Source organism: Paenibacillus sp. ALE3, from assembly GCF_054113405.1.
Genome location: NZ_CM134214.1, coordinates 524,808 through 538,083, shown reverse-complemented (window position 1 = coordinate 538,083; position 13,276 = coordinate 524,808). Strand labels below are relative to the sequence as shown.

Here is a 13,276-nt window from a genome sequence, read left to right as displayed (position 1 = left end):
TTTTCTTTCCTTTCCTATTGGGAATTCTCCTGGGGGGCAAAGAATTTGGCAATACCGGTCATATCAAACAGTTTTTGAATCTGAGGCGGTACCTCTTGAACCGTAAACCGGGACTCCATCCCATGCCTTGCTTTTAAAATGGATAACAAAATACCAATGCCTGTGCTGTCAATGTATTTAAGGTCTCTCAAGTTAACAATCAAATCCTGGCTGGATTCCCCCACTAAAGGCTCCATGACCAGACGGAAATCAGGTGCTACCGAAAGGTCTAATTCTCCACTCAGATAAACGGTATTTACACCATCAGCTGTTTCTGTGATCGCATTGAACTTCTCATTTTTATTTGTATTCATAGGCCTACTCTCCCAAAAAAAGATTTCCCTACATACTAACCCAATATACGAGCGTTTGAATCACGTTATAACTTTTTATACACCTGTCAAATAACACCAGCTAAGCTTCATTGATTCGATCTTTACCTGGCTGCATTGGAAAATGGTCTGGAGAATGCCGGAGCAACGCCTGTTTTACACTGCTGATTTTAACGGGCTTACTAATGTAATCGTTCATTCCAGCCTCAATACATCGGGGCTGAATTCCCTCCATGACGTTAGCCGTCATAGCGATAATCGCAGGTTGAGATCTCCCCGCCAACTGTTCACGTACTCTACCCGTACACTCCAGGCCGTCCATTACAGGCATCTGCAAGTCCATAAAGATATAGTCGTAATCCTGATTCGCAGTGACCATATCAAGCGCCTGTTGCCCATCTGCTGCCACGTCTGAAGCCAAGCCAAGCTTATCCAGTATATTGACCATCAGCTTCTGGTTGATGGGATGGTCATCCACAACCAGTACAGGTCTACGGGTTGGGGGCTCCTGTTGTGGAATTTCCCAATCGTGGCTGGACTCCCCCTCCAGTTCATTTTCCTTGGCAAAGCCAAGCTTCATTGTAAAATGAAACGTCACACCCTGTTCTCCACTCGTATCCACACGGATATCTCCGCCCATCATATTCACTAAGGTTTTGCAAATAGCGAGTCCTAGACCTGTTCCACCATATTTGCGTGTCATTGAAGAATCCAGTTGGGAAAAAGGGTGAAATAGCCTTCCAACCTTGGCAGGATCAATACCAATCCCTGTATCCTTTACAGAAAACTCAACCGTAAGCCCATTGTCGCTACGCTCTTTAACCGATGCGAAGACATATACCCCGCCCTGGTCTGTAAATTTGACGGCATTGGACACCAAGTTAATCAGTACTTGACGCAATCTGCCCATATCTCCATATAACACGGGAGGCAACTGTTCATCGAGAAAATAAACCAGCTCCAAATTCTTGCGGTTCACTTCTACCGTAAACAGGCTGAAAACTTCCTTGATACAGGAAACCAAATCAAATGGATATTCCTCAACCTCCATCTTGCCTGACTCCAGCTTGGTAAAGTCCAGAATATCATTAATGACCGCGACAAGCGCGTCTGCACTGCGGCGGATGATATCGGCATATTCCTGTTGATCGTTTTGCAGCTCTGTCTCCATCAGCAGATCAATCATACCAATGACACCGTTCATAGGTGTGCGAATCTCATGGCTCATCATTGCCAAAAATTCGGTTTTGGCATTGGCAGCAATCTCTGCCGCCTCCTTGGCGGCAATCAGTTCGCTGTTCATCTTTTCCAGCTCCTGCGTCTTCTGATGAAGCAGCATGGACTGTGTTTTCAAGCGCTTGTTTGTCAGATACATTTGTACGAAGCCTTCAATTTTGGACTTGAGAATTTGAGGGATGAACGGCTTCACCATATAATCAATACCGCCCGCTGAATATCCCGCAAACAAATGCTCCGCTTCCTTGCTGTTAGCTGAAATGAAGATAATCGGAATATCCTTCGTCTTCTCTCTGGCCTTGATTAGCTTTGCGGTCTCAATTCCATCCATACCCGGCATTTGCACATCGAGGACAACAAGTGCAAATTCGTCTTTTAATAGACATCGCAACGCTTCTTCCCCTGATGTGGCCTTTACCAGATTATATTGTTCACTCTCCAGCACTGCCTCAAGAGCGAGCAGGTTCTCAGGTCTGTCATCTACCAGCAATATATGAATCGGTTCATGAAGCCCCATGGAATCCTCCTAAGCATCTCTATTTAATCTTCCGGTATATTTTCTCTACCCGGTCCAGCGGCTCGTAGGAATCACTATAATCGGTGAAATGTATGGATTCCTTGGCCCCAAGCACCAACACACCAAAATGACTCAAGCTATCATAAAACAACCCATGTACATGGTTGCGAAGTTCATCGTTGAAGTAGATCATAACATTCCGGCAAAAAATCACATTGAACTCGTTAAAAGACCGGTCTGTCGCTAAATTGTGCTCAGCAAAAATGATATTTTTTCGTAAAAAGGGATGAAACATCACCGAATCATACTTGGCTGTATAATATTCAGAGAACGATTGTGTGCCCCCAGATTCCAAATAATTTTTGGTATACAGCTTCATTCGGTCGATCCCATATACGCCCTCTTTCGCTTGCTGTAAAGACAAGTTATTCATATCTGTTGCATAAATACGGGCCTTGTCATATAAGCCTTCCTCATGCAGCAAGATTGCCATAGAGTATACTTCCTCACCTGTGGAGCAACCTGCATGCCAGATTCGGATATACGGATACGTTCGTAAAATAGGAATAATTTTTTGCCTAAAAATTAGAAACAGCTCCGGATCGCGAAACATCTCGGTCACCGGAATAGAAAGACTCTGTACCAGTCTATCGAAGGCACTGCGATCATGCAGCACCTTCTCCTGAAGTCCTGATATCGTACTTACATTCTCGGACTGCGCATGATAATAAATACGCCGCTTGATCGAAGGCAGAGCGTAATTACGAAAATCGTAGCCGTACAGCCGATGTATACCTTCCAGCAACAGCTCAATCTCAATCATTTCCCGCTCATTGTCATTCGATTTCACTTCATTAGCAGCATTATCCGCCATATCCTTCGATGTCATAATCTCTCTCCAATTCCTAAATAGGTTTTGCCTGCACCGCTCTCAATCATGTGTCGTTTTATATTACCCATTTTTTTGGGTTACGAATACAACCACACTCGCATTAATGATAAAAGCTGTTCGGTTTGAATCGGTTTTTTTACATAATCGGAAGCGCCTGCCTCAATACACTTGGAACGATCATCTTTCATCGCCTTGGCTGTCAGGGCAATAATAGGCAACTTCTCGAATTGTGGCATTAACCGGATACGTCGCATCGCTTCATATCCATCCATTTCCGGCATCATCATATCCATCAGCACCAGATCAAAATCAGGTGTCTGTTCGAGCAGTTCCAGTGCTTCCCTTCCATTTTCAGCAAAGGTAACCTCCATACGATAGCTTTCCAGCACACTGGACAGAGCAAATACATTACGAATATCATCGTCTACCAACAATATTTTTTTGCCTTCAAACAGCTCTTCCTTGTTATAAAGCTTCTGCAGAATTTTACGTTTGTCCTCAGGAAGATTTGCCTCCACCCGATGCAGGAACAACGTAGTCTCATCCAAAAGTCGTTCCGGTGATTTGACATCCTTAATAATAATGGACTCTGCATATTTTCGAAGTTGTGTTTCTTCCTTACTATCCAGATCTTTGCCTGTATAAATAATGATCGGCAGATCGGTGAGCTGCTCATTTTCCCGAATGCGGTCGAGCAATTCAAAGCCTGTCATGTCACTCAACATCAGGTCCAGTACCATGCAGTCATACCGCTGGGTGGCCAGCTCGTTTAGTGCTTCTTTACCAGTCGATACCGCTGTAATGGCCACATCATCATGGTCGATGAGCTCAATAATGGATTTGCGTTGATTATCGTCATCCTCGACTACAAGGAGGCGTTTTACCATTTGGTCCGTATACGACTTTATATGTGAAAATGCCTTATCCAGACTCTCCTTCGAGGAAGGCTTTTTGAGATAAGCAATTGCGCCCATCATCAAGCCCTGCTTCACATCATCAATGACCGAAATAACATGTACTGGAATATGACGTGTCGATGAGTTTCCTTTCAGCTCGCCCAAAATGGACCAGCCATCCATCACAGGTAACTGAATATCTAATATAATAGCATCTGGCAAATAAGAATGAGCCATGTTCAGCCCATCGTCTCCTTTGAGAGCGATCAGCGCCTTAAAGCCTCGGCTACGGGCCATGTCGTACAAAATATTAGCAAAATTAATATCATCCTCAATAATCAGCAGCACTTTATCCTGCGGGGTAATCTCGTTTCGGTCATCACCCGGATGTATGTCCTCCGCTCCGCTCTTCGCAGGCATCTGATATACAGGTAAGCGTTCAGCAGGCATAATCATTGGAAGATCTGCTTCCGCTGAAGCAGCGACACCCTCAAAATCCGGATGTACATCTGTACTGTCAAGCGCCTCTCTCGAATGAGAATCCATATTCTTTTCGGTAGGCGTTTGTTCCGGCAAATACAGTGTGAAGCAACTGCCCTGCCCCTGCTCGGATTCCACCGTAATGGCACCGCCCAACAATTTGGAAAGCTCACGACTGATCGACAGCCCTAGCCCTGTTCCCCCGTATTTCCGGCTAGTCGTACCGTCTACCTGTTGGAAGGCTTCGAAGATCAGATCTGTTTTGTCTGAAGCAATTCCGATGCCCGTATCACGCACAGATAGAGCCAGATAGGATTTTCGTGGATTTAGCATACCCGGAAGCTGCTCTCCATTTACCCGAGATACCTTGAAACTTATAGAACCTTCCGTGGTGAACTTAAACGCATTGGACAGCAAGTTACGTAAAATTTGTTTGAGACGATAACCGTCACTAACAATGGCATCTGGCAAGTTCTCTTCAATTTCGGTATGCAGTTGAAGCTCACGTTTGGCTGCGACCGGAGCAAAATTCTGTTCAACAAACAGCTCCAGCTCCTCCAAATGGACCGTTTCATGATTAATATCCATTTTTCCAGCATCCACTTTGGATAAATCCAGAATTTCATCAATCATTTTTAACAAATCCGCGCCTGACATATAAATGGTTTGTGCATATTCGACTTGTTTGGGCTTAAGATTGCCTTCCTTGTTCTCAGACAGCAGCTGAGAAAGAATGAGCAAGCTATTTAGCGGAGTACGCAGTTCATGCGACATATTGGCCAAAAACTCGGATTTGTATTTGCTTGTGATCCCAAGCTGCATGGCCTGCTGCTCCAATTGGGCTCGTGCACGTTCGATTTCATCGTTCTTTTCTTCCACTTCTCGAACCTGTTCTTCCAGTGCTCTCGTTTTGGCAATCAGTTCAGTATTAAAATGCTCCAATTCTTCCTGTTGACGCTGTAATAATTCCTCGGAACGCTTAAGCTCCTCTGTTTGCTGCTCCAAATTCTCGTTGGAACGCTTGAGTTCTTCTTGCTGAGTTTGCAGCTCTTCAGACTGACATTGCAATTCCTCGGTAAGTGCCTGCGATTCGCGCAGCAATTGCTCAACTCGCATCCGTCCCCTGATGTTATTCAAAATGATCCCTAAGCTCTCCACTAACTGAGCAAACAGCTTCGTTTCCAGATCACTGAAGCGATCCAGTGACGCTATTTCCACGGCACCAATGCATTCATCCTCGAACATAATAGGGAAAATCATAATTCCCACGGGCTTACTTTCTCCTAAGGCGGAGCCAATGGACAAGTATCCTTCAGGCGCCTCTGTAACCAAGATTGGCTTACGATCCAGAACACACTGTCCAAGCAAACCTTCGCCCACTTGGATAACGTCTCTGATCGAGCCTTCGCCAGTCACCTTTGCATAGGAGCCATACAACTTGAATCGGTGGTCTTCTACATCTTTTCCTTGCAGGTAGATGGCTCCGTAACTGCCTCCCAAGATGGGCGTAAACTCACTAATGAACATCTGAGCAACCTGCTTCAGTGAATTCACACCACGAAACAGCTCAGTCAACCGAGCAGTATTGGCATTAAGCCAAGTTTGGTCCTTCTGCGTTTGAAGGACGGAATGCTCGAATTTCCTTTTTTCATCTAGGTCTCCAGCCAATTGTTGAAACACACGAGCAACCTCTCCGATTTCATCTTTGGAGGCCACACTCATCCGGCTGATAGCCCTGTACTTTCCCTTGCCAAAGCCGCTCATCATGAGGTTAACAGTATTTAGACCTTTGGCAATGCTCGGGAGTACCCACAAAATAACCAGTAAGCCCATGATCAGACCAGCAGCCATCAGGATTGTGGTAATCTGCACAGATTCCTCATAGGCCCGATTGGCTTGCTTCATATCGTTATCAATTTCCCGATCTTGAAAAACGGCAAGGGTATTAATGCTGTCCATTGCCTCCTCTTGAGCAGGCAGTCCAGTGCTATTACGGAAAGCATTAGCTTCCTCAATACGATCTTGCCCCAATAAGGAAATGAGTCTCTCTTCGTAGTTTATGAAGTCTTTCCATGCAGCAGCCACCCGGTCAATCTGCTGTTGTTCTTCACTGGTGCCGGAATCCGTTTGCAGACTAGCCATCACTTTCGTACCCGCAGCGGAAAGATCATCGAGCTCGCGTTTGGCCTCACTGACAGAGGAGCCTGGATTCAAGATTAGATTGGCCATCACTTTAGCCATATCGTTCACCTGTCCGCGTATAGCTGTTGTTTTCCGGACCTTCACATATCGTTCTTGATAAACCTGGTTTAGCTGTTCATTCAGGCTCCCCATCCGGTCATAGCTGATTAGCGTCAGCACAAGGAGGATCGCCATAAGCGATCCAAAGCCAATCAGCAGCTTATTTCTGATTTTCATGCAAGCTCTCTCCCTCTTTCAGCGAAATCCAGATCAGGCACTTATCATCATCGCGATCCTGCGGTCCCCCGTCATTACGAAAAAATGCATCCAGCATCGCTTCTTCATTCCATTCCTCATACTTACGCAGACAGGCAGTCAGATAATCCAATTGTTCCTCATATTCACCTTCTACCGCCTCCAGCAAGCCATCTGTATACAAAGCGATATGCCCAGTTCCTTCGTAATAAATCGTGTGCATCTCTGCATCAATTTTATCAAACAATCCGACCGGGCTACACGCACGGTCTAATTTGGTTATACTGCCGTCCTGATTGAACAGCAAGCCGGGAGGATGCCCTGCATTTACATAGTCAATTCGCCGTGAACGAGTATCAATCACCATATAAATCGCCGTAAAATAATACTGTACCAGCTGCTTGCCCAAATCCAGTTGATTAAAACGACGATTCAGCTCTTGTATGACCTTCTCCGGCTCCACATACGTGGTCACCGTATCCTTAAGTACAGACGCAATGAACATGCAAAACAGAGAAGAAGAAATGCCATGGCCCATCATATCGAGCAAAATGACGGCATATCTCCCTTCCCCTAGCGGATACCATGAATATAAATCCCCCGCCAGTTCAAAGGAAGGCTGGTACAGTGCATTCGCTTGCAGCATCGGGTCCTGAATGGCAGGACTCAGCACCGCCTGCTGCACCATCGCAGCCAGCTTCAATTCATCCTGAATTCGCTGATCCCGGTCCTTATGCCAGTCCTTTTCCTGCTTGAGACGCAAGGCAGATCGAATACGAGCCATTAGCTCTACCTTGTTAATCGGCTTCGTGACATAATCGACGGCTCCCACATCCAAGGCTTCGGCCAATTTTTTAGAATCGCCTACAGCGGTAACCATAATAATCGGAATATCTTTTAAATGTTCATATTCCTGCACAATACTGCAAGCCTCAATGCCGTCCATTTCAGGCATCATCATATCCAGCAGCACCAAATCAATATCCGAAGGACGGGGCCGGAGACTAATAGTACGGTCGCCGATTCCCAGATGCTCCAGCATTTCTGCGGCCGAGCTGGCAGAGATTACATCGCGATAATTTTCTTTTTTTAGTATTTCACGAATAATAATGACATTCGTTGGATTATCGTCAACAATTAGAATTCTCATTGCTCTCTCCTTATCTGTAACCCATGTATTATACTATACCTGCTTAGGGGGCAACACCCATGTTGATTGGAAATAGCGTTTCCGTAAGCAGGCATTCCAAAAACATAGATAAGGAATGAGGCTGAAGCCCCATTCCTTATCTATGTTTTTGGAGAACCCGCGAAACACTTGTGCTGCGGCCAACATCCTCTTTTTCAACTCTAAGCTTGTTTGATCCTATGATGAGCTGGAAATATCACGCTTTTTTCGCAATAACCAGCACTTTACCCTGGTCTAATTCTTTTTCATAAAAATCTGCTTCCGTATCTGTAAAACCCAAGGAAGTGATTTTAGCACGAAGCTCATCGCCACGGGAACGGAACAAATTCGCTAATGAGTCGAAAACGCCTTCTTCCTTAATCCCGATTTCCTTGGCAGCCACCGTATCGGCGATACGATCCGTCCGATCCTGATCATGAGCGAGCACAAACACATCCTCATAACGATAGCCCGTGTTACGCAACTCATTCACAGCTTCAACGGCTTGTACACCGTTCTCTACCACCTTGGCATAAGATTTATGATTGGTCTGATTCATGTTTCTCACGCTCCTTTAAGGATTGACTTCTCTGACTATTACACTTCATTCATCCATTTGAAACTTCCATATGATGTCACGCCTTGAAAAAATCGATCACCACTCCGTTTCATCAAAAAACTCAACATACTTCGGCTTATCAGACGTCTTATCCGTAAACACTTTGATCGCACGCTGCCCGCGTACATATACTTCTCCGTCTTCTGCCGTAAATTGCGAGCCGCCTAGCGCCTGATCCAGCGTTTTCCGTTGCAGTGGCAGCCACTTATCATTCACTTTGATTCGACCTGCAGCAGGATCTACATGCACATAAGAGACGACGTCATCACGCATACCTACCACGACATCCGGATATTGATATTCTGTAGAAAGCAGCAGCATATCCTTCTTGACTCGAAGTGGCTTGCCCAGTTTTTTTAATACATCCGCACGAGTATCATCCAGAGATATGCCATTTAAGGTCTGAAAATCAGCTGGCACAGCATGTGGAGCAGTTATCGTCTGAACAGCCCTTACCATATGCCCCGCTGTCTGCGGGGAGACGGTTTGCTGAACCGTATCCTGTCCGGAAAAGGGAGTGAGCAAACCAGCGGCTAGTAATAATGTCTTCATCATAATTCTCACCCTTTCAATGAATTTCCAATAGTTTACGGTTCAGCACTATACTACTGACGCATTTTCTGCCACACCCCAGCAGCGATGTCTACATAACCCAGCCAGTTCTTAGCCGGCTTGCCCGCAGGTTCCCCATAAGTGGCATTGTAGCTCTGAACCGTCCGCTCTGTTGCAGTCAAAGGTCTGTTCGAAACCGTTGACTTGATTGCCTTCTCCGTTCCGGAAGGGCTGCTCGTAGTGCTTCGCGACTTCTGAAGCCGTGTCATTAACGCTGTTGAAGCCTGCTTGGCGGCCAGCGTCACTTCACTAAGTACCTCCCCCAGGTTTTTAACCGACTCCATCACTGGTTCCACTTGCTTCAATTTATGATCAACATCTGCGGTGATGTCATTTGCATGTCGAACCGTTTGCTTTACTTCATAACTCAGTTCATCGACTGTCTTTTGTACTTCCTGCAAGGTTTGAGTCACCTTATCCAGAGAACCTTGGGCTGCTTTCAAAGTCTTAATAAGGTAAATAACGAGAACGGCAAATGCGATAGCAATAATAAAAATGCTGACCTGTGTTAACATAGCGTAACCTCTCTTTCGTCTTTCACGATGATGTTTATGATTACTGCATAGTTACCCTCTACATTCGGACACGAAACAACGTCCAGACTGGTAGCTCCTTGTGCTCCAATCGTTATGATTCACAGGCCCTTGCATCGTTTAAAACACCATATAATGATGGCACAGCCACGCTTAATTTGTAGAAGTCACTGTCATCTGCTACCACGCTCGATCAGGGCGCGAGTATGCCACATTATATACAATCAAAGGAGGATACAGAACATGCTGAAATGGTCGGCTTTATTCTTAGTTTTTGCTGTGATCGCCGGGATTTTAGGTTTTTTTGGTATCGTCGTCTCCGTAGCCGCTACAATCGCCAAAATGTTATTTGTACTATTTTTGGTGTTATTCGTTATTTCACTCTTTACCGGAAGAAAACGAGCCTCATAGGCATTGGATGATTGCTACGCCCAAAAGTGTTATGTATCATATGCTTATCAAAAAAGGATGTTCCCACCCTGGTCAACAGAGTTGTGGAACATCCTTTTTTGATGCAACTTTTAACAGTGAACGGCGTTTCTATTGGATCACGCTGCCTCCAAACAGGAAACGATCCTGCCAAGGCTTGCTGAAATCCGTAACTTTTACACCACCGGCCGCTACAGAAAACGTATGGAGAAGCTTGTTGTCTCCCAAGTATACAGCTACATGCGTAATCGTTTGGGAGGAATTATCCAAGGACGTGTACGCCCCTGAAGATGCATTATAATTTGTAAAAAAGAGCAGATCGCCACGCTTCAGTGTAGTCATATCCGTATTCGGCTGGCTGTTCTGCTTGATCCACTCACCCTGTGAACGAGAATCTGCCGGAAGCTGGATACCTACAGCCTGACGGAAAATTTGGCGAGTAAATGCCGAGCAATCAAAAGTAGCCGTACTGTTGCGATCAGAACCATATTCATAAGGTGTTCCAAGGTAAGTCATACCTGTGTCAATAACCTGTTCAATTGCAGCCGCTGTATCACCAGAAGACAAGCTAACCGTCGATACAGGAGACGCTACCGCAGGTAGAGCAGTAGTATCTGAAGCTGCCGCAGAAGCTACTGCCTGCTGCACAACAACGCCCTCACCAATACGAATATATTGTGGAGATGAGCTGACATAGCCTACTGTACCGTCAGCAGTGGTGACCTTGAACCAATATGCGTTGCTTGAATCGGTAATCGTAACGACATCCCCTGTGTTCATATAGCCCAGAACCTCGGAAGAAGTGGATGCCTCCGCCCGCAAACGAACGGACGTTTGAATCGTAGCTTTCGTTTGACCGGCAGAACTATTCACTGAAGCCGAAGCCTCTTTAGTTGAAACATTTTTAACTGAAGCTGAAACAGTTTTAGCTGACTCTGAGGCTTCCGTTTTACGGCTGACAGGCGACGTGGCAGCAGCAGCGACGCTGGTAGCGCCAACTTTTATGTACTTGTCAGAGCTGCTTGTGTAGCCGGTTACTCCATCAGAAGTCTTGACCTTATACCAATAGTTGTTTGTTTTCTCCAATACCGTTACGGCCTCTCCCTGCTTCATAAAGCTGACTACATCGCCCGTAGTGGAAGGGCCAGATCTAAGCTTTACAGCCGCCTGGATAACCGCCTTCTGGCCTGTGGATGCTGTAGTCGATGCCGCTGCGTCAACCTGACCCGGCGCCACATGAATTGCTGCCAACAGCGCGGCTGACGTCATGAGCATTCCCATCACGCGTCTTCTCAATGTTGCACCTCCTGGCTGTTTTTACGAATTTGAAGAGCATAATTCCGACGAATATAGCCGGACATGCCTTCATTATAGTAAAAGCAGCAGGAAGAGAGATATAATCCAAACGTCACAAAAGATAGCGTGTACACCATTTTAGGTATAGGTCTAAAGTCACTTTTTATACTAATTATTTAATAATTAATCTATAATTTAGGTTCTACATGGACATGAACGTGCATCGTATTATGAACCTCTTGTAGACGTTCCTCAATCTGGTCGCTGATCCGATGTCCTTCGATCAAACTGAGCTGCGGATTGACCTCAATGACCACATCCACCAGCGCATGGTTACCGTGTACCCGTGCCTTAACGTCACGAATTCCCTCTACTCCAGGTATAAGAGCAATCGTACTCCGTAAGTCGGACAGTTCTTGCTCATCAAATCCATCAGTCAAGCTATGTGTGGAATCCCTAAAAATCTCCCACGCTGTTTTACAAATGATGAACCCTACCACAATCGCCGCAACAGTATCCAACCACGGCAGCCCAAACTGTGCCCCGATAATGCCCACTGCTGCTCCAACACTGACAAGTGCATCCGATAGATTATCCTTGGCCGCCGCCAGCAACGCCTTGTTGTTGATTTGCCGAGCCAGCCTGTTATTGTACAGGTACACTCCCAACATAATCACTGCACAAATCACAGCCACACCCGCAGAGGTAATATCCGGTGTTTGCTTTCCTCCCTTAAAAATGCTTCCGATTCCGTCAATCAGCACCTGCAACCCAACGACAGCCATAATAAAGGACGCCAGCAACGCCGCGATCGTTTCGGCCCGAAAATGTCCATAGGTATGGTCGGAATCTGGTGGTTTCTGGGAGATTCTTAGACCGATTAATACAGCAACCGACACCACAATATCGGTGACATTGTTGAATCCATCGGCCAGCAACGCGCTAGAAGCAAATATATATCCGCTAATCAGCTTAAAGGCGGACAGCAAGAGATAAGCAGCAATACTCACCCACGCCCCTCGCTCACCTTTTCGTATTTCATCATAGACATTTACCACAACCGAGGACACTCCTTCAAATAGATAGTTTGCAGCATAGAGACCTGCCCAGAAATAAAAATAGCAGCATAGCTGCCGTCGTACCATTCTTTAAAATAAGCAGCACAGCTGTCCTTACACTACTCCTCAAACAAGCAGCAAAGCTGCTACTAAAAATAACAATTTCCCTTTGGATAACTGTTATTTTCAGGATAACAGACGTACTTTGTGTGGGTCTAGAGAAACAGTCTTTCCGCTCTACATCGCTGTAGGAACAACGAAAAAGTATTGCCAGGCACCATCCCTGTAGGTTACACAAAACAATTTTTCCTTTATGCAAAAAACAGACATTTTCCCTCCTGCCTTACTCCAGCGATGTGTTATCATTGTTGCCCTTGTCCCTTCTTTTAAAAACGTATAAAATGAGGACACAGCCGCGTTTTTCTTCAATCCAGCATGATTGACTTGAATCTGGCGGCAACAGGAGGAATTTATTCATGAGCGATGCTAACGAACCACGTAAAATTAATCTCGCAGATGCCATTCGGGAAAAGCTGGCACAAAAAAAACAGCAGTCCGGCGCTTCACAGCAGGGCGGCTTTCAAGGCGGTTCCACCAAAACACTGAAAAGCCAAAATACGAAGAAGCCGAACAACCAACGCCGTCGTACAGGCGGATCATAAGCCCCCCCTAGGCTATATAGGGTACCGAAGAGCAGGCAAGATCTATCTTACCTCATTCTCGGAACCGATTA

General features: G+C 45.7%; 12 protein-coding genes. 2 read left to right on the top strand and 10 right to left on the bottom strand.

Features of this window, described 5'->3' with window-relative positions:
* Positions 1-14: 14 nt before the first annotated feature.
* The 8 genes from ACXHJ2_RS02305 to ACXHJ2_RS02270 all read right to left on the bottom strand — a co-directional run bounded on the left by ACXHJ2_RS02305 (position 15) and on the right by ACXHJ2_RS02270 (position 9,742).
* Positions 15-353 (bottom strand): STAS domain-containing protein, encoded by a 339-nt coding sequence (locus tag ACXHJ2_RS02305; RefSeq protein WP_013373043.1) that lies wholly within the window; start codon positions 351-353, stop codon positions 15-17.
* A 100-nt stretch (positions 354-453) separates the two neighbouring features.
* The gene (locus tag ACXHJ2_RS02300; RefSeq protein ID WP_025365827.1) at positions 454-2,124 is read right to left on the bottom strand and encodes a response regulator; all 1,671 of its coding nucleotides are present in this window, start codon (positions 2,122-2,124) and stop codon (positions 454-456) included.
* 19 nt (positions 2,125-2,143) lie between these two features.
* The gene (locus ACXHJ2_RS02295; RefSeq protein ID WP_016820280.1) at positions 2,144-3,013 is read right to left on the bottom strand and encodes a CheR family methyltransferase; all 870 of its coding nucleotides are present in this window, start codon (positions 3,011-3,013) and stop codon (positions 2,144-2,146) included.
* A gap of 80 nt (positions 3,014-3,093) precedes the next feature.
* Positions 3,094-6,810 carry a response regulator gene (locus ACXHJ2_RS02290; RefSeq protein WP_165082506.1) on the bottom strand — a complete coding sequence of 1,239 codons (3,717 nt, stop codon included), beginning with the start codon at positions 6,808-6,810 and terminating at the stop codon, positions 3,094-3,096.
* Complete coding sequence (locus ACXHJ2_RS02285) at positions 6,794-7,978, bottom strand: PP2C family protein-serine/threonine phosphatase (RefSeq protein WP_058831093.1); 1,185 nt, start codon at positions 7,976-7,978, stop codon at positions 6,794-6,796. Before ACXHJ2_RS02285 ends, ACXHJ2_RS02290 begins: the two co-directional genes overlap by 17 nt.
* 235 nt (positions 7,979-8,213) lie before the next feature.
* Entirely contained in the window at positions 8,214-8,555 is a 342-nt protein-coding gene (locus ACXHJ2_RS02280; protein WP_013373048.1) for a general stress protein, read from the bottom strand.
* 96 nt (positions 8,556-8,651) lie between these two features.
* Positions 8,652-9,170 (bottom strand): hypothetical protein, encoded by a 519-nt coding sequence (locus tag ACXHJ2_RS02275; protein WP_013373049.1) that lies wholly within the window; start codon positions 9,168-9,170, stop codon positions 8,652-8,654.
* Positions 9,171-9,220: 50 nt separating this feature from the next.
* Positions 9,221-9,742 carry a DUF948 domain-containing protein gene (locus ACXHJ2_RS02270; RefSeq protein WP_165082508.1) on the bottom strand — a complete coding sequence of 174 codons (522 nt, stop codon included), beginning with the start codon at positions 9,740-9,742 and terminating at the stop codon, positions 9,221-9,223.
* 261 nt (positions 9,743-10,003) lie between these two features.
* Here ACXHJ2_RS02270 and ACXHJ2_RS02265 point away from each other — a divergent pair, with 261 nt between their 5' ends.
* Positions 10,004-10,171, top strand: a complete 168-nt coding sequence (locus ACXHJ2_RS02265; RefSeq protein WP_013373051.1) for a DUF1328 domain-containing protein — start codon at positions 10,004-10,006, stop codon at positions 10,169-10,171.
* A 129-nt stretch (positions 10,172-10,300) separates the two neighbouring features.
* On the opposite strand, the gene ACXHJ2_RS02260 is transcribed toward ACXHJ2_RS02265, so the two are convergent.
* Positions 10,301-11,485: a C40 family peptidase gene (locus tag ACXHJ2_RS02260; protein WP_165082510.1), complete on the bottom strand. Its 1,185-nt coding sequence runs from the start codon at positions 11,483-11,485 to the stop codon at positions 10,301-10,303.
* A 188-nt stretch (positions 11,486-11,673) separates the two neighbouring features.
* Positions 11,674-12,543, bottom strand: coding sequence for a cation diffusion facilitator family transporter (locus tag ACXHJ2_RS02255; RefSeq protein ID WP_165082512.1), 870 nt, complete (start codon positions 12,541-12,543; stop codon positions 11,674-11,676).
* 476 nt (positions 12,544-13,019) lie between these two features.
* Between ACXHJ2_RS02255 and ACXHJ2_RS02250 the strand changes: the two genes are divergently transcribed.
* A complete protein-coding gene (locus ACXHJ2_RS02250) occupies positions 13,020-13,205 on the top strand; it encodes a hypothetical protein (protein ID WP_007432127.1) in 186 nt (61 codons plus the stop codon).
* Positions 13,206-13,276 lie beyond the last annotated feature (71 nt).